General features: G+C 63.1%; 16 protein-coding genes and 1 tRNA gene. 10 read left to right on the plus strand and 7 right to left on the minus strand.

The window, feature by feature from the left end; all coding sequences use genetic code 11:
• Position 1 precedes the first annotated feature (1 nt).
• Positions 2-1,138: an alpha-hydroxy acid oxidase gene (locus tag FJ423_RS04250; RefSeq protein WP_140839436.1), complete on the plus strand. Its 1,137-nt coding sequence runs from the start codon at positions 2-4 to the stop codon at positions 1,136-1,138.
• Positions 1,139-1,197: 59 nt separating this feature from the next.
• Positions 1,198-1,965, plus strand: coding sequence for a metallophosphoesterase (locus FJ423_RS04255; RefSeq protein WP_140839439.1), 768 nt, complete (start codon positions 1,198-1,200; stop codon positions 1,963-1,965).
• A gap of 42 nt (positions 1,966-2,007) precedes the next feature.
• On the opposite strand, the gene FJ423_RS34575 is transcribed toward FJ423_RS04255, so the two are convergent.
• Both FJ423_RS34575 and FJ423_RS04265 read right to left on the minus strand, forming a co-directional pair.
• Complete coding sequence (locus FJ423_RS34575) at positions 2,008-2,139, minus strand: hypothetical protein (RefSeq protein WP_263481599.1); 132 nt, start codon at positions 2,137-2,139, stop codon at positions 2,008-2,010.
• A 292-nt stretch (positions 2,140-2,431) separates the two neighbouring features.
• On the minus strand, positions 2,432-3,130 hold the full coding sequence (locus FJ423_RS04265) for a type 1 glutamine amidotransferase (protein ID WP_140839440.1): 699 nt from the start codon (positions 3,128-3,130) through the stop codon (positions 2,432-2,434).
• A gap of 83 nt (positions 3,131-3,213) precedes the next feature.
• Here FJ423_RS04265 and FJ423_RS04270 point away from each other — a divergent pair, with 83 nt between their 5' ends.
• From FJ423_RS04270 to FJ423_RS34745, 5 genes are all read left to right on the plus strand, one after another.
• Positions 3,214-3,861 (plus strand): hypothetical protein, encoded by a 648-nt coding sequence (locus tag FJ423_RS04270; protein WP_140839442.1) that lies wholly within the window; start codon positions 3,214-3,216, stop codon positions 3,859-3,861.
• Between the two features lie 132 nt (positions 3,862-3,993).
• The gene (locus FJ423_RS04275; protein ID WP_140839444.1) at positions 3,994-4,728 is read left to right on the plus strand and encodes a 16S rRNA (uracil(1498)-N(3))-methyltransferase; all 735 of its coding nucleotides are present in this window, start codon (positions 3,994-3,996) and stop codon (positions 4,726-4,728) included.
• A gap of 275 nt (positions 4,729-5,003) precedes the next feature.
• Positions 5,004-6,377: a glutamate--cysteine ligase gene (locus tag FJ423_RS04280; RefSeq protein ID WP_095769961.1), complete on the plus strand. Its 1,374-nt coding sequence runs from the start codon at positions 5,004-5,006 to the stop codon at positions 6,375-6,377.
• Between the two features lie 102 nt (positions 6,378-6,479).
• A complete protein-coding gene (locus FJ423_RS04285; RefSeq protein WP_140839446.1) occupies positions 6,480-7,478 on the plus strand; it encodes a DUF937 domain-containing protein in 999 nt (332 codons plus the stop codon).
• Between the two features lie 50 nt (positions 7,479-7,528).
• The gene (locus FJ423_RS34745) at positions 7,529-7,966 is read left to right on the plus strand and encodes a type II toxin-antitoxin system HicB family antitoxin (RefSeq protein WP_318012611.1); all 438 of its coding nucleotides are present in this window, start codon (positions 7,529-7,531) and stop codon (positions 7,964-7,966) included.
• Between the two features lie 183 nt (positions 7,967-8,149).
• On the opposite strand, the gene FJ423_RS04300 is transcribed toward FJ423_RS34745, so the two are convergent.
• On the minus strand, positions 8,150-8,440 hold the full coding sequence (locus FJ423_RS04300; protein WP_140839450.1) for a DUF1127 domain-containing protein: 291 nt from the start codon (positions 8,438-8,440) through the stop codon (positions 8,150-8,152).
• A gap of 238 nt (positions 8,441-8,678) precedes the next feature.
• On the opposite strand from FJ423_RS04300, the gene FJ423_RS04305 reads away from it, so the two are divergent.
• Complete coding sequence (locus tag FJ423_RS04305; RefSeq protein WP_140839452.1) at positions 8,679-9,635, plus strand: LysR substrate-binding domain-containing protein; 957 nt, start codon at positions 8,679-8,681, stop codon at positions 9,633-9,635.
• 2 nt (positions 9,636-9,637) lie between these two features.
• Here FJ423_RS04305 and FJ423_RS04310 read toward each other — a convergent pair whose 3' ends face one another.
• Positions 9,638-11,848, minus strand: a complete 2,211-nt coding sequence (locus FJ423_RS04310) for an EAL domain-containing protein (protein WP_140839454.1) — start codon at positions 11,846-11,848, stop codon at positions 9,638-9,640.
• A gap of 119 nt (positions 11,849-11,967) precedes the next feature.
• Between FJ423_RS04310 and xseA the strand changes: the two genes are divergently transcribed.
• On the plus strand, positions 11,968-13,533 hold the full coding sequence (gene xseA, locus FJ423_RS04315) for an exodeoxyribonuclease VII large subunit (RefSeq protein WP_140839456.1): 1,566 nt from the start codon (positions 11,968-11,970) through the stop codon (positions 13,531-13,533).
• Between the two features lie 7 nt (positions 13,534-13,540).
• Positions 13,541-14,659 carry a P1 family peptidase gene (locus tag FJ423_RS04320; RefSeq protein WP_140839458.1) on the plus strand — a complete coding sequence of 373 codons (1,119 nt, stop codon included), beginning with the start codon at positions 13,541-13,543 and terminating at the stop codon, positions 14,657-14,659.
• Positions 14,660-14,693: 34 nt separating this feature from the next.
• Here FJ423_RS04320 and FJ423_RS04325 read toward each other — a convergent pair whose 3' ends face one another.
• From FJ423_RS04325 to FJ423_RS04335, 3 genes are all read right to left on the minus strand, one after another.
• The gene (locus tag FJ423_RS04325) at positions 14,694-14,945 is read right to left on the minus strand and encodes a DUF768 domain-containing protein (protein WP_095769952.1); all 252 of its coding nucleotides are present in this window, start codon (positions 14,943-14,945) and stop codon (positions 14,694-14,696) included.
• A gap of 219 nt (positions 14,946-15,164) precedes the next feature.
• A tRNA-His gene (locus tag FJ423_RS04330) sits at positions 15,165-15,241 on the minus strand.
• Between the two features lie 342 nt (positions 15,242-15,583).
• Entirely contained in the window at positions 15,584-16,048 is a 465-nt protein-coding gene (locus tag FJ423_RS04335; protein WP_095769951.1) for a phasin, read from the minus strand.
• Between the last annotated feature and the right edge of the window lie 239 nt (positions 16,049-16,287).

Genomic DNA, 16,287 nt, shown 5'->3' on the forward strand with positions numbered 1-16,287 from the left:
CATGAGCGAAATCCTCACCATCGCCGACCTCAAGGACCTGGCACGCCGCAAGGTGCCGAAGATGTTCTTCGACTATGCCGATTCCGGCGCCTGGACGGAAAGCACCTACCGGGCCAACGAAGAGGATTTCGGCAAGATAAAGTTCCGCCAGCGCGTGCTGGTCGACATGAGCAACCGTTCGCTGGAATCGACCATGGTCGGCGAGAAGGTAGCGATGCCGGTGGCGCTCGCGCCGACCGGGCTTACCGGCATGCAGCATGCCGACGGCGAGATGCTGGCGGCGCAAGCGGCAGAAGCGTTCGGGGTGCCGTTCACCCTGTCCACAATGAGCATCTGCTCGATCGAAGATGTCGCCTCGGTGACCAAAAAGCCGTTCTGGTTCCAGCTCTATGTGCTGCGCGACAAGGACTTCGTGCTTAATCTGATCGACAGGGCCAAGGCGGCGAAATGCTCGGCGCTGGTGCTGACGCTCGATCTGCAGGTCCTGGGTCAGCGCCACAAGGATGTGCGCAACGGTCTCTCGGCGCCACCCAAGATGACGCTCGCCAACATCATCGACCTGGCGCTGAAGCCGCGCTGGTGCCTGGGAATCGCCGGCACCAAGCGCCGCACCTTCCGCAACATCGTCGGCCACGCCAAGGGTGTCGGCGACGTCTCTTCGCTGTCGTCCTGGACGAACGAGCAGTTCGATCCGCATCTGTCGTGGAAGGACGTCGCCTGGATCAAGGACCGTTGGGGCGGCAAGCTCATCCTGAAAGGCATCCTCGACAAGGAGGACGCGCTGATGGCGGCTGAGACTGGCGCCGATGCGATCGTGGTCTCCAATCACGGCGGACGGCAGCTCGACGGCGCGCCGTCCTCGATCTCGGTGCTGGAAGAAATCGCCGATGCGGTCGGCGAAAGGATCGAAGTCCATATGGATGGCGGCATCCGCTCCGGCCAGGACGTGCTCAAGGCGCTCTGCCTCGGCGCCAAGGGCACCTATATCGGCCGACCCTTCCTCTACGGCCTCGGTGCGATGGGCAAGGACGGCGTCACCAAGGCGCTCGAAATCATCCGCAAGGAAATGGACATCACGCTGGCGCTGTGCGGTAAGCGTTTGGTAACCGACATGGGCAAGGACCAGTTGCGGCGCTAGGCCTTATTCACCGATCCGCCCTAGTTTCCCGTAGTGGACCACACGGGAAGACGTACGCCTTGACCGAACCTGGCATCCATTATCTCGACGCGCGCGGTCCGGACGGCATGCGGCTTTACGCGATCGGCGACGTGCACGGACGCCACGACCTGCTCGCCGCCATGCATCGCCACATCGAGAGCGAACTGGAACATGCGCCCGGGTCGGACTGGCGCATCATCCATCTTGGCGACTATGTCGACCGCGGACCGGATTCCAGAAGCGTCATCGATTTCCTGATCGAGACGCGCAAGCGCGATCCGCGCAACATCATGCTCGCCGGCAACCACGACATCGGCATGCTCGAATTCCTGGCCGAGGCAGAGCCGGACGGCCTGTTCGTGAATTACGGCGGCGTGCAGACGGCGCAGTCCTATGGCGTCGATCTTCTTCGCGACGGCCACTGGTACGGCAAGGCGCAAGCGATCGCCCGGGGACATATGGCCCTGGTGAAAGCGGTGCCGCACAGCCATATCGATTTCCTGCAATCGCTGACGTTTTCGGCGACCTTCGGCGACTTCTTCTTCTGCCACGCGGGGATAAGACCGGGTGTGCCGCTCGACCGTCAGAACCAGCAGGATCTGATCTGGATCCGTGACGCCTTCCATGACCATCCAGGGCTTTTTTCCAAGGTGATCGTGCACGGGCACACGCCCGTCCCGGAAGCCGAGGTGAAGGCCAACCGCGTCAATGTCGACACGCTCGCCTGGAAATCCGGAACGCTAAGCGCGCTGGCCGTCAATGGCGGCGACAAACGCATCCTCGCCATGCAGGGGAAAGCGTTTTAGGCGCGATCCCGGCGCAGGCCTGCTTGCGATTTTTGACTGGGCCTAGTTCAGCGAGGCGGTGACGCCATAGCCGTCGACGGCGCGGTGGTTGGTCGCTGCGTCGGCGGCATAAATGCCCAGGCCGCAGAGCACGATGGCAGACAGCATGACAAAAGACAGGAGAGCTGCTTTCACCGACGTCATCTCTGGTTAAGCTTTCTGCATCTGGGCACGAGGCGGTTACCAATGCGTTGAAACGATAAAATGCGTCTCAATGTTTCGACGATTTCGCGCTTCTAAGCAGATTCTGTTTCGCCGGTGTGTCGGCTGGATCACACAAAAGGTTCATGGCGGTTGCATCGACGATACAAAGCGCGCCCTCTTAGAAGAGCGGCCGGACACAAACCAAGAAAGAAGAATGTTGTCCCCAGACGGAAGCGCTGAGGCGTGCCAATTATGCCACGCTTCGCCCGATCGGGGTGGATATTCAGATCGTCGCAACCCAGGCGCGGGCTATCGCCAGACCGGCGCTATCGGCGTCGGCGCCATTGCGGGCCAGTTCGTCGTCGAGACGATCGTTCCAGTCGGGATGACGCTCGGCGATCATAGCGGCGAAGGAGGTGCTCCAGTCGCGCACCATCGGCGTATCCGCCTCGAAGTGGAACTGGAAGCCATAGACGGCGCGGCCGAGGCGGAAGGCCTGGTTTTCGGCGACCGCGCTGCCGGCCAGCCGCACGGCGTTTTCCGGCAGGCCGAACGTGTCGTCATGCCATTCGAAGATCGGGAATTTCTCGGGTAGCGCCGCCATGACCGGATCCGATTTGGCGGCCGGCGTCAGCGACACCTTGTGCCAGCCGAACTCGGTGGCCCCGCCGATCTGGTTGGTGCCGCCGAAAGCCCGCGCCAGAAGCTGACCGCCGAGGCAGATGCCGAGAACCGAGCGATCCTTGTCGGCGAAATCGCGTGCCAGGTCGAGCAATGCGGGGAAATAGGGACAGATCTCGTCGTCGAGCGCATTCTGGGCGCCGCCAAGCACCACGATGGCATCGTGCCCGGTGCTGTCGCCGGGCAGCTTATCGCCGCGATAGGGCTTGCGCAGGTCGATATCGGCGCCGGCTTCCACAAGGGCAGCGCCAATCTGGCCAAGGCCCTCATTGTCGAAATTCTGGACGACCAAAACCCGCATCGAAAACCTGCTGACATGAAAACGCTGGGGCGAGCGATATCATGCGGCCCGTGTTTCAGCCAAGATGCGTGCCGGAGAAAGCTATGCCACTGCAGAACCGGGTCGACCCTTTCGGCGCCATTCACGCCGTGCCGGAACGCGGCCTGTTCACCGGCAATCGCGGCATCATCCATGACCCCGAGACGAAGACGCTGCTGAGGAAGCGCTGGGCCTTGCCGGCCTGGATCATCTGCGTCTGCGAATTCGGCTACGTGCGGCGCGAGCCGATGGGCCGCAACCGGCCCGGAGGAAAAGCCGGCTGGACCGAATTGTTCTTCCTCGACGAGGTGACAGCTTTGGCCGCCGGCCACCGGCCCTGCTTCTTCTGCCGGCGTGAACGGGCGACCGACTTCGTTAGCCGTTTCGGTAAGGCGTTCGGGATTGAAGAACCGCGCGCGCCGATGGTCGACAAACGGCTGCACAAGGAGCGGCTGGCTTCCGGCGGACGGCCGCCTCTCGTGACCGCGCCGGAGCTCGGAGGCTTGCCGGATGGAACGGTGGTAGCACAGGGCGACGCTGCTTATGCGCTGCGCGGCGGCAAGGCACGCAAATGGTCGTTCGCGGGTTATTCGAGTCCTATCGCCTTCGATCGCCTCACCGGAGGGTCGCTGCGCCTGCTGACGCCGGCGACCACCATTGCGGTATTGCGGCAAGGCTTTGCGCCGGTCTGGCATCCGACCGCCGATATTTGATGCCGCAGCCGGCCTCGCTCGTTCCTAAGCAGATATCGTGGGATGTCCCACGAATATCTGCTTAGATTTCCTTGTTTTTCGCAGGTTCTGATCGCAAAACCGCGAGACACTTTTGCGGAACCTGCTTGAGCCATGCGCGCCAACTACAAAATGCAGCGGCTGTTCGTGCCTGACAATCTCGGACCCGGCCTCGAATTCGACGCCGGACAGCAGCAGAGCCATTATCTCGCCCATGTGCTGCGGCTCGGCGAAGGCGCCGAAATCCTGCTTTTCAACGGCCGCGACGGCGAATGGTCGGCGTCGGTCGCCGCAAAGTCCAAGAAGGCGGTCCGGCTGAAGGTGCTGGAACTGCAGCGGCCGCAGCCGCCGCTGCCGGACCTCGTCTATTGCTTCGCGCCGCTGAAGCAGGGCCGGCTCGATTACCTTGTGCAGAAAGCGGTCGAGATGGGCGCAGGCATGCTGCAGCCTGTCATCACCCAGCACACGCAGGTGGCGAAGCCCGGCATCGAACGGCTGCGCGCCAATGTCGTCGAGGCGGCCGAGCAATGCGGCATCCTGGCAGTGCCTGAGGTGCGCGAAGCGGAGAAGCTGGAACGGCTGCTCGCCAGTTGGGACCAGGAGCGGCGGCTGATCTTCTGCGACGAGGATGCCTCGACCAACAATCCGCTGCCGGCCCTGCAGGCGGTAAACGAGAAGAAACTTGCGCTTCTGGTCGGACCTGAGGGCGGATTTTCCGAGGACGAGCGCAAGATGCTGAGGGCCCTGCCTTTCGTCACCGCCATCCCGCTCGGGCCGCGCATCCTGCGCGCCGACACCGCGGCGGTGGCCGCATTGGCTGTGATCCAGGCGACGATCGGCGACTGGTAGGACCTTGCCTTCTTCCCTTTTGCGAGAAGGTGTCGCCGAAGGCGACTGATGAGCGGGGTTCCAGAAGACACCCGCCTCTCACTCCGCTGGAACACCCTTCATCCGTCTCGGCGCTACGCGCCGATCCACCTTCTCCCACAGGGGGGAGAAGGGAAGGTAAGCCATGCAGATCAAATCCAGTTGAGCCGTGGCTCAGGATTTTTCGCTTGATCGGCTACTGACATTTCGTCCATCTAGCGCCCGGCGGCCAGCTGATGGCTGCGGAGGGCTTTCTAATGGCGCGCGACACAACCGATACCCAGCTCATCGAAGGCGTCGACGAACTTGTCGGCTATCTGGCCGACGGCAACAAGCCGCGCGACAAATGGCGCATCGGCACCGAGCATGAGAAGTTCCCCTTCTATGTCGACGGCAACGCGCCGGTGCCCTATGGCGGCGAGCGCGGCATCCGCGCCATCCTCGAGGGAATGCGCGAAAAACTCGGCTGGGATCCGATCATGGATGCCGGCCGTATCATCGGCCTGGTCGAGCCGACCGGCCAGGGCGCGATCTCGCTGGAGCCCGGCGGCCAGTTCGAGCTTTCCGGTGCGCCGTTGGAATCGATCCACCAGACCTGCCGCGAGGGCAATGCGCATCTGGCGCAGGTGCGCGAGATCGCCGAGCCGCTCGGCATCCGCTTCCTCGGCCTCGGCGGCAGCCCGAAATGGTCGCTGGCCGATACGCCGAAAATGCCGAAGTCGCGCTACGAGATCATGACGCGCTACATGCCGAAGGTCGGCACCAAGGGCCTCGACATGATGTACCGCACCTGCACGATCCAGGTGAATCTCGACTTCGAGAGCGAAGCCGACATGCGTCGCAAGATGCAGGTGTCGCTGAAGCTGCAGCCGCTGTCGACGGCGCTGTTTGCCAACTCGCCCTTCACCGAGAGCCGGCCGAACGGCCTGCAGAGCTGGCGCGGCGACATCTGGCGCGACACCGACAACCAGCGCTCCGGCATGCTCGAATTCTGCTTCTCGCCCGATTTCGGCTTCGCCGACTATGTCGAATGGGCACTCGACGTGCCGATGTATTTCGTCATCCGCGACGGCCACTATCACGACATGACGCGCTATACGTTCCGACAGTTCATGGCGGGCGCCGCCCGCAATGAACTCCCTGACGGCCTGCCGACGATGGGCGACTGGGCAAATCATCTCTCGACCCTGTTCCCCGACGTGCGCCTGAAGCGTTTCCTCGAAATGCGCGGCGCCGACGGTGGACCGTGGCGGCGCATCTGCGCCCTGCCCGCTTTCTGGGTCGGGCTGCTTTACGACGAGCAGGCGCTTGACGCCGCCGAGACGCTGACCGCGAGCTGGACCTACGAGGAAGCGCTGGCGATGCGCAACGCCGTGCCGGAGCAAGGCATCGCGGCGCCGTTCCGCAACGCCACCTTGCGCGATGTCGCCCGCGACGTGCTCGCCATCTCGCGCATGGGCCTGAAGAATCGGGCCAAGAAGAACCGCGACGGCTATGACGAGACGTCGTTTCTCAACACGCTCGACGAAGTGGTCGCGCGCGGCACCACCAGCGCCGAGGAGATGCTGTCGGCCTACCACACGCGCTGGGGCGGCTCGATCGAGCCGGTGTTCATGGAATATGCGTATTAACCGTCCGGCATGCGCCGAGCGGTTGGGCGCCAAAAGCCGCTTCAATCGGTGATGGAAACGAACTAGGCTCTCCGATGAGGATATTCTCGGAGGAGAACCCAAATGCCTTCCCTGTTCGACATTTTCGCCCAGGCCCAGAACGGCGCCGGCATGCAGGCGCTGGCACAGCAATATGGGCTTTCGATGCAGCAGGCGCAGGCCGCGGTGCAGGCGCTGCTGCCGGCATTCTCGCAAGGGCTGCAGCGCAACACCGCCGATCCCTACGGGATGGGTGCGTTCATGACCGCGATGGCGAGCGGTCAGCACGCCAAGTATTTCGAGGACGCCACGAGGGCCTTTTCGCCGCAAGGCATCGATGAGGGCAACGGCATACTCGGCCATCTGTTCGGCTCGAAGGATTTGTCGCGCGCCGTGGCAGCCCAAGCCGCGCAGGCGACGGGTTTGAGCCAGCAGGTGCTGCAGCAGATGCTGCCGGCCATGGCCTCGATGATGATGGGCGGGCTGTTCAAGCAGACCAACAATCAATTGAGTGGGGGGCAGATGCAGGCCGCCGGCTTCGGCGGCAGCGGCAATCCGCTCGGCGAGATCATCGAGCAGATGTTGCGCCAAGGCGGCCTCGCGCCGGCGCCGCAGCCGGCGCCCTATGGCGAGAACCCGCTCGGCAAGGTGCTGCAGGACATGTTCGGCGGCGGCACGCAGCTGCCGCAAAGTCAGCCCCAGCAGGCCCCCAGTCCGTACGGCGAAAACCCGCTCGGGAAGGTGCTGCAGGATATGTTCGGCGGCGGCGCGACGCAGCAGCCGCAGCAGACTCAACCACAGCAGACGCAAAGCCCCTATGGCGACAACCCGCTCGGCAAGATCTTCGAGGAGATGCTGCGCCAGGGCGGCGGCGGTTTCGGCATGCCTGGGGCACAACCGGCGCCGCAGCCGCAGCAGAGCGCGCCGCAACAGCCGCAAACCAATCCGAGCGGCCGGCCGCGAAACCCGTTCGACGATATCTTCGGCAAGATGTTCGAGACCGGTGCCCAGCAGCGCGACGAATATGAGAAGAGCGTCGGGACGATCTTCGACCAGTTCAAGCGCGACATGGACCGGCGGTGAGTTATCGAACGCCTCCCGGAACGACTTTCGTGAGCAGGAGACTCGAACAAATGCGCCGCAATCCCCGCGGCGACTGGTCGATGCGAGATGTTAAGGCAGTTTGCGACGAGGCCGGCATTCAATGCGTGCCACCGAGATCGGGCGGTTCGCATTACAAAATCTACCACACGGCAATGACTGACATTTTGACGGTGCCTTTAAACGCCCGATCAAGCCCGTATATATTCGAAAACTCGTGTCCTTTATCGACGAGGCAAAAAAGCATGACGGACAAGCTTGAATATCCTGTCGTCATCGCACCACTCTCGATTGAGGACGGTGGCGGGTTCTCCGCTTATGTGCCGGATCTTCCCGGCTGCATGAGCGATGGCGAAACCCCCGAAGAGGCCATCGCGAATGTTCAGGATGCCATCGCGGCTTGGATAGGAGCTGCGCATGAACTTGGCCGGTCAGTGCCAAGACCGTCGAGAAAATTGGCTTTCGCCTGATCCCCTCAGACGCCTTCCAGAAAGAGGCGCGGTCAAAAAAATGCCCGGTCCTGGAGGAGAACCGGGCAATGTGCAGGCTGGCCGGCGGGGAACCGGCAGGGAGTGTGGGAGCCTGCATGAAACTTGGTCGCGCCGAGCCGTGAAAAGGTTCAACGCGACCGGAAATCCGGGCAATGCGGCCGTTCAGGCCACCCGACGAGCAAGATCCTCGATCGTGTCGGCGCGCTCGCTGGCAATGGCGCGCAGCTTCACCGTCGGATCGCGCCCGAAGGGCACGGCGACGGCGAGATGAAGGTCGGAGCGCGTCAGCCCGATATCGGCAAGCTCGGCGTCCGACATCTCGCCCAGGCGATAGAAGGCACGGCGGTTTTTCCAGGCGACATAGGCGTTGGCGAGAGCATTGAGCACGCGCGTCGCAACGGCCGGACGCGTGGTGATGCGCGGGGTCTCGGAAGCGAATTCAATCGTGGTCATGTCAGTCTCTCCTTCCAGGAGTCGAGCGGACGAAACCGGGCAAACGGCGCCTTGGGAGAAGCGCCGTTCCAGTTTCCATTCATTGACGTGATGCATGTCGTCGTCCCTGAACCGGGAACCGACTTCTGGGCGACATGCACTGCTGTCATGTGGACAATGCCAATTTGCCATCGCGAGATTGATTAATCCAACGAATGTTTTTAATCTGTAGCATCAACATCAATGATGGGTTTGACCGATGAAAGCGCCGCTCGACCTCGATCAGTTGCAAACCTTCATCTCGATCGCCGACACCGGCAGCTTCACCCGCGCGGCCGAGGAGGTGCATCGGACACAGTCGGCAGTGTCGATGCAGATGCGGCGGCTGGAGGAGCGGATCGGCAAGCCGTTGTTCGAAAAGGACGGCCGCACCAACAAGCTGACCGAGGAGGGCGAAAGGCTGCTTGCCTACGCGCGGCGGCTGATCCATCTCAACCGCGAGACTTTGGCCGCCTTCGACGACCAGCGGCTCGAAGGCACGATCCGTATCGGCACCCCGGACGATTATGCCGATCGCTTCCTGCCCGAGATCATGGCGCGTTTCTCGCGCTCCAACCCGCGCGTCGAACTGACGGTCGTCTGCGAGCCGACGCCAGGGCTGGTCGAGCACATCAAGCGCGGCAATCTCGACCTGGCGCTGGTGACGCATAACGATACGCGCGGCCAGTCGGAAGTGGTGCGGCGCGAGCCGCTTTTGTGGGTGACGTCCGCCAACCATGCCACTCACGAACAGGAAACCCTGCCGATGGCGTTCGGCCGGCCGAACTGCATCTGGCGGCGCGCGGCGGTCGACGTGCTCGACCGGCAGAACCGCGAGTATCGCGTGCTGTTCTCCAGCTTCTCGGCCACGGTGATCACCGCGGCCGTGCTTTCCGGCCTGGCGGTCTCGGTGCTGCCGGAATGCGCGCTTCGGCCCGGCATGCGCGTGCTCGGCGAGGCCGACGGCTTCGGCCAGTTGCCGGACTGCCGCATCGGCATTATGCGCGGCCAGACCTCGCAACCGGAGATCGTCGACGCTTTGGCCCGTCACATCGCCGAAAGCCTCGACAACATTTCCGTGCCGCTCGGCGAGGAGGCGGGAAGCTTCGACTTCGCCGCCCTCGCCTTCGCCAAGATGAAGCGGGTCAAGGCGAACCAGATCATGCCTGGCTGGTAGAGTCAGGCGCGAGCGGCGGAACGTTCCCGGTCGGCAGGTGAAACACCCGGCAGCGCAAGCAATTGGCCGGGCTCCAGCGGCGGCGACAGCAGATAGCCCTGCAACTGGCGGCAGCCCATGCCGACCAGCAAGGCCTTTTGTGCATCGGTCTCGACGCCTTCGGCGGTCACCTCGACCTTGAGCGCCTGCGCCAGCTCGATCAGTGTCTTGACGATTGCGCGCGCGCTTTCGTCCTCGTCGAGCAGATGCACGAAAGAGCGGTCGATCTTCAACTTGTCGATCGCCTGGCGGCGCAGATAGCTCAGCGAGGAATAGCCGGTGCCGAAATCGTCGAGCACGATGCAGATGCCGGATTGACGCAGCGCGGCAATCACCGTGCCGATCGTATCATTGTGCTCGAGCAGCACGCTTTCGGTGGTCTCAAGCTGCAGGCGACAGGGATCGAGCCCGGTTTCGCTCAGGATATCGGCGACCTGTCCGGCAAAGCCGATGTCACGCAGCTGCATCGGCGAGATGTTGACCGCGATCCAGGGCAATTCGGTCCCGGCGGCAAAGCGGCAGGCTTCGCCCAGCGCCCATTTGCCCAAATCGCCGATGAGGCCGCGCTCTTCGGCGATGGCGATGAATTGCGCCGCCGGCAAAGCGCCGTGCACTTCATGGCCCCAGCGGATCAGCGCTTCGGCACCCAGTATCGCGCGGCCGTCGGCCGCGAAAACCGGCTGATAGGCGAGCTTAATGCCACCTTCGCCCTCAAGCGCCTTACGGAGTTCCGATTCGACCTTTCGCTTGCGCAACAAGAGATCGTCCATGTCGCCGGCAAACAGCTCGTAACGGCCACGACCGTTCTTCTTGGCCTCGTAAAGCGCGATGTCGGCCTTGCGCAACAGCTCGTCCGCGTCGATGTCCGATCCAGACGACAGCGCGATGCCGACGCTCGCGCTGACGAAGACCTGGTCGTCGATCAGCCGGAACGGCTCACGCAGCTTCAAGAGCAGCCTTTCGGCGATGTCCTCGGCACTTCCGACGTCGGGAACGTCAAGCAGGATGACGGCGAATTCGTCACCGCCCAGCCGCGCGACGGTATCGACTTCGCGGATCGTATGCTTGAGCCGCGCCGCCGTCTGGCGCACGAGCTCGTCACCGGCCGGATGGCCGAGCGTGTCGTTGATATGCTTGAAGCGGTCGAGGTCGAGGTAAAGCAGCGCGACCCGCGTCTTGTCCCTGCTGGCGAACAGCAGCGTGCGCCGCAAGCGGTCCTCGAACAGCGCCCGGTTGGGGAGGCCGGTGAGCGTGTCGTGGAAGGCAAGATATTGCGCCTGGTCCTGGCTGGTCTGCAGCGCCGTCGAGGCCCGACGCAACCTGCTCAACAGGAATACCAGCACGCCGCCCGCCAACAGCAGCGCGATCGCCAAGGCAGGAGTGATCTCGCGCACCAGAGCAAGGCCGGGCCGTAGCTGGTCCCAGCCGATATAGCCGAGGATGACGCCGCGCGAATCGACCAGCGGCACCGCGGCTGGGCCAGCCGGCTGTGACAAAGGCACCAGCCGCGCGCCATCAAGCAGGTACTTTCCGGCGATCTTGCCGATCACCGCGTTATTGATGAATTCGACCGACACATGCAGATATTCGGTGCCTTGCGCCTGGCTGATCCTGTCCGAGCTCGGCAGGAGCGGCGCGACGCTGACGATCGCTGGCGCGCCATCGAGGGACACCAGATCCTCGGCCACCATCTTCGCAGGCTGGCCGTACGCATCGGTCTGCGGCGGCCCAGCCAGCATGCGACGCAGTTTTTCGATGATTGGAAGAAGCGTGGGCTGGTCCTCGCCATAGGCGGAAGCGTCGACCACCTTGCCCTTGCGCATGGCGTGGATCGCATGATTGGCGGCGTCGAGAATATAGACCCGGTTGTGACCATAATAGGTGTACATCCAGACACTGAGATTCTCTTCGATCCAGGTCTGGTTGCCTGCCCTCACATTGATGATCGCGTCATCCCAGACCGAAACGCTTTCCTGCTCCCGCTGAACAGACGCAATCTGGTCCTTCAAACCATCGGCGATGAACATCTTTTGTCGTACGAGCGAGGCATCATCGGCCTGGCTGGCCGCGTAGAAGCCGAAGCCCACGACGATGGCTAAAGCGAAAGTGGCGAGCGTCAGCACGGTCAGCGTGACCTGACGGGTCAACGGGCTGCTGTTTTGGCGTGCGCTCATCAGGTCCCCGGCCGGCTCTTCTGGGCCTGTCAAAGCAAATCGGGCTTAAGATCGCGTTATGATATTAGCGCGGTTTCGCCGCGCTTGACGCGGGCCGATAAGCGTTCCCCAATCGCGTAATGAGTGAAACAGCAACCGAATCACGCAGCAACGCCACCGAATACACGGTGAGCGAGATTTCCGGCGCGCTGAAGCGCACTGTCGAGGACGCCTTCGGCAATGTGCGGGTGCGTGGCGAGATTTCCGGCTATCGCGGCCCGCATTCGTCCGGCCATGCTTACTTCGCGTTGAAGGACGACCGCGCGCGGATCGATGCTGTGGTCTGGAAGACCACTATGGCGCGGCTGAAGTTCCGCCCAGAGGAAGGCATGGAGGTGATCGCCAGCGGCAAGCTGACCACCTACCCCGGCAAATCCAACTACCAGATCGTCATCGACAATCTGGAGCCGGCGGGCGCCGGCGCGCTGATGGCGCTGCTCGAAGAGCGCAAGCGCCGGCTGCAGGCCGAGGGCCTGTTCGATGCCGGCCGCAAGCGGCGGCTGCCTTTCATGCCCAAAGTCATCGGCGTCGTCACCTCGCCGACGGGCTCGGTGATCCGCGACATCATCCACCGCATCAAGGACCGGTTTCCGCTTCATGTGCTGGTGTGGCCGGTGAGGGTCCAGGGCGAGACGACGGCCAGGGAGGTGACCGCGGCCGTCAACGGCTTCAACGCGCTGACATGGGATGGACCCATCCGCCAACCCGATCTGTTGATCGTGGCACGCGGCGGCGGCAGCCTCGAGGACCTCTGGGGCTTCAACGACGAAGGGCTGGCGCGTGCCGTTGCGGCGTCCTCCATCCCGGTGATCTCGGCCGTCGGCCATGAGACTGATACGACGCTGATCGACTTCGTCGCCGACATGCGCGCGCCGACGCCGACGGGCGCGGCCGAGATCGCCGTGCCGGTCAGGGCGGATCTGGAGGCTACCTTGGCCAGTCTTGCCGCGCGGCTCAACGCCTGCGCCTCGCGGCATTTGGAACGCAAGCGCCAAGCCGTGCGCGCCGCGGCGCGCGCGCTCCCCTCGCCCGACCAGTTGCTAGCGCTGCCGCGCCGCCGTTTCGACGATGCGACCAGCCGCCTCGGCCGAGGGCTGACGGTGAATATCGAGCGCAAGCGGGCGACACTGGAGCGGCAAAGGCTGACGCCGGCAACCCTGTCGCGGCGCCTCAATGAAGCGCGCACGCTGACGGGTCGCGATATTGCCCGGGCGCGAGCCGCGTTCTTCGCCATCGTGCGCGAGCGGCGCGCACGCTTCCAGCGCAATTCGATGCGCCTGTCGCCGGCGCCGATCGTGCGGCGCCAGAAGCAACAGGCCGACACGCTGGCAGCGCTGTCGCGCAGGCAAGATCAGGCGACGGCGCGGCGCCTCGACCGGCTGCGCGCGGCTCTTACCCAGGCGGACCGGCTGCTTTCAACATTGTCGCACAAGGCCGTGCTGGCGCGCGGCTTCGCGCTGGTCAAGGATGCCGAAGGCGCCGTCATCAAGCGGGTCGCGGAGCTGGCGCCGGGCGCGGCGCTGCAGCTGGAATTCGCCGACGGCACTGCCGAGGCCATCGCAACCTCCGGCGGGGCGCGGCCGAAGCTGGCCGGAAAATCGCCCGCCAAGGCCAAGGAGCCGGGCAATCAGGGTTCGTTGTTCTGAGGTCTGAATGAGCGACCACGACCCGCATCTTCGCACCCCGTCGGGCAAGCCGCGCCTGCGCTCGTTCGGTATCGCGCTCGATGGCACACCGGGCCTTTTCAACGCCATCACCGACGTGCCGGGCGTGTCGGTGGGCTACACGACGCTCATTTCAGGCGACGGCCCGCTGCAGGTCGGCACCGGACCGGTGCGCACCGGCGTGACCGCGATCCTGCCAAGGCCGGCTCAGGAACTCGCGACGCCGGTGTTCGCCGGCGTGTTCAGCCAGAACGGTAATGGCGAGTTGACCGGAACGCATATCATCGAGGAAACCGGCGCCTTCAATTTCCCGGTCACCATCACCAACACGCATTCCTGCGGCGTGACCCGCGATGCCACCTTGCGCTGGATGCATCGCGTCTTGCCGGCTGCGCTCGATAGCGGCTGGGGCCTGCCGGTGGCGGCAGAGACCTATGACGGCTTCCTCAACGACATCAACGGCCATCATGTGAGCGTCGACCATGTGACCACGGCACTCGACAGCGCCAGCGGCGGCGCCATCGAGGAAGGCAGCGTCGGTGGCGGAACCGGCATGATAAGCTTCGGCTTCAAGGCCGGATTCGGCACCGCCTCGCGCATCGTCGGATGGCGGGACCGGCGCTACACGCTTGGTGTCTTCGTGCAGGCGAATTTCGGCAAAAGGCACAATTTCACCATTCGCGGCCGGCGTGTCGGCCCGGAATTGGCCCAACCGGCCATCCGCGAGGGCACGCCGCGCGCCGAAAAGGGTTCCATCATTGCCGTCATCGCCACCGACGCGCCGTTGCTGCCGCATCAGATGAAGCGGCTCGCCCGGCGCGTGCCGCTCGGCATTGCCGTGACCGGGGGCTATGGCTATCACAGTTCTGGCGATATTTTTCTCGCCTTCTCGACCGCCAATGCCGAGGCCGCGCTTGCGCCTTCAGGCCGCATCGCCCGCGCGGAATTCATCCCGGACGTCGACATCGACCCGTTCTTCGACGCGGTCGTGCAAGGCGTGGAGGAAGCGATCCTCAACGCATTGGTTGCCAATGCGGATATGACGGGGCGCGACGGCAATTTCGTGCCGGCGCTGCCGAAGGAATGGCTGGAGGAAAAATTCGGCTGAGAAACGGCGCCGCCGGCCCGTGGCAGGCCGGTGTTTATTCCGGTTTGTCCGGGTTGACTTCGCTGCTGCCCTCTTCAACGGCTTCCTCGAGGCGCGACGCGATCAATTCCTGGATGTCGCCGACCTCTTCCTGGATGTCCTCCAGCAGAATGCCTGCCTCGGCGGCCTTGGCGCAGCATTCCTTGGCAAGGGTCTCGGCCTGCTTGTCGATCTTGATCGGCAAATGCTGGCATTGGACTTTCTCGCCAATCCATCCGCGCAAGAACTCGATCGCATGTTCACTCATACTGCTTTTTTCCCTAGCGGCAAAGCCGGTTGGTCGTCATGAACGTCCGCATCCCTGCAAAGGATGCATGCTCCATTCGAGCCGAGTCGGCCTCGACCGGCAAGACACCTTGTCCATGGGACAATATATCTCGCCCTAGAGACAAGAGAGCTTGCCCATGGTCCGCGGAGCCGAAGGAATGGAAGGGTTCAAGGTGCACGTTCAGATCATCGAGAGTGATGGTACCGTTGGCTGGGATCGAACCAGCGACCTCCGGATCCACAATCCGGCGCTCTAACCAGCTGAGCTACAACGGCCTGCCTGCCTGAGCTGGATCGAGGTGAAAGCTTCATTCTCCGTGATCCGCTCTGTCGTTCGGCGATGCGTCAAATACGGGCTATCGGATTCTAATTCAAGGGCCTTGATAAGGTAAACGATTGGTTTCCTCATTCGCCTTTCGTCAAGGCAAAAGAAAAGGCCGGCGGGAGGAGGTGCCGGCCTTTTCCTGTTACGAGCCAGCGGGAGGAGGTGCTGGCTGGTCACCCCGAAAACGGAGGGAGGAGGTTCCATTTCCGGGTATCTGGTTGCTCAACCTATCGCATGACTATTTGTCTGACGAAATGCGACGTTTTGATGCATCGCAGCGTTGTGCGCTGAAATCAGGCGGCCTTGACGTCCTTCATCGCCTTCTCGAAGGCGCTCTTGACCGGCTTAGAGACGTCCTCGACCGCCTTGGTGGCAACGGTCTGGAACTCCTTGGCCTGCTCAACGGCCATTTCGACGCGCTTGCGCAGGAAGGAGGTCTGCAGCTCGACGACTTCCGAAAGGGTCTTGGCGCCGACCAGGGCTTCGAGGTGCGAGAAGCTGGCCTCGGCATTGGCGCGCAGCGCGGCGATGGTCTTCAGCGAAACGTCGCTGGAAACGGTCTTGGCGGTCTCGTAGGTCGACTCCAGAACCTTCTGGGTCTCCTCGGCGCCGGTCTTCAGCTTGGCATAGGCTTCCTTCGACTGCTCGACGCCCTTCTCGGCGAAGGCGCGGATCTGGTCGGTGGCCTTGGAAGCATCAAAGCTCGGGAATTCGACGTTTTCGATGGTCTCGGCGGATTTGGCAGTGGTCTTGGACATTTTCCAACCTTTCGCGGCAGCGGCTTTGACAGAAAGCCGTCTCGTTCATGTATGATGGCAATATAAAGGACTTTTTTGTGCATTGCAATATCTTTGCTGCACCGCACCATAAAATCTTTCCCCTGCGTCAGCCACGAGAGCCGTTAACCAAGAGCCCAGAGATTTCGACCGATGCAAGCTTAGGCTTGTGGACCTCCGGGCCGCGGGCTTTTATTAACAAAGCGTTAACTGAAAAATGC

Origin of the sequence: Mesorhizobium sp. B2-8-9 (assembly GCF_006439475.1) — a bacterium.
Taxonomy (GTDB): domain Bacteria; phylum Pseudomonadota; class Alphaproteobacteria; order Rhizobiales; family Rhizobiaceae; genus Mesorhizobium.

Coding starts and splice junctions, on each gene's coding strand:
- FJ423_RS04250 (WP_140839436.1), top strand. CDS start 2: ATGAGCGAAATCCTCACCATCGCCGACCTCAAGGACCTGGCACGCCGC.
- FJ423_RS04335 (WP_095769951.1), bottom strand. CDS start 16,048: ATGTCCAAGACCACTGCCAAATCCGCCGAGACCATCGAAAACGTCGAA.
- xseA (WP_140839456.1), top strand. CDS start 11,968: ATGAGTGAAACAGCAACCGAATCACGCAGCAACGCCACCGAATACACG.
- FJ423_RS04275 (WP_140839444.1), top strand. CDS start 3,994: ATGCGCGCCAACTACAAAATGCAGCGGCTGTTCGTGCCTGACAATCTC.
- FJ423_RS04300 (WP_140839450.1), bottom strand. CDS start 8,440: ATGACCACGATTGAATTCGCTTCCGAGACCCCGCGCATCACCACGCGT.
- FJ423_RS04280 (WP_095769961.1), top strand. CDS start 5,004: ATGGCGCGCGACACAACCGATACCCAGCTCATCGAAGGCGTCGACGAA.
- FJ423_RS34745 (WP_318012611.1), top strand. CDS start 7,529: ATGCGCCGCAATCCCCGCGGCGACTGGTCGATGCGAGATGTTAAGGCA.
- FJ423_RS04310 (WP_140839454.1), bottom strand. CDS start 11,848: ATGAGCGCACGCCAAAACAGCAGCCCGTTGACCCGTCAGGTCACGCTG.
- FJ423_RS04305 (WP_140839452.1), top strand. CDS start 8,679: ATGAAAGCGCCGCTCGACCTCGATCAGTTGCAAACCTTCATCTCGATC.
- FJ423_RS04325 (WP_095769952.1), bottom strand. CDS start 14,945: ATGAGTGAACATGCGATCGAGTTCTTGCGCGGATGGATTGGCGAGAAA.
- FJ423_RS04320 (WP_140839458.1), top strand. CDS start 13,541: ATGAGCGACCACGACCCGCATCTTCGCACCCCGTCGGGCAAGCCGCGC.
- FJ423_RS04285 (WP_140839446.1), top strand. CDS start 6,480: ATGCCTTCCCTGTTCGACATTTTCGCCCAGGCCCAGAACGGCGCCGGC.
- FJ423_RS04265 (WP_140839440.1), bottom strand. CDS start 3,130: ATGCGGGTTTTGGTCGTCCAGAATTTCGACAATGAGGGCCTTGGCCAG.
- FJ423_RS04270 (WP_140839442.1), top strand. CDS start 3,214: ATGCCACTGCAGAACCGGGTCGACCCTTTCGGCGCCATTCACGCCGTG.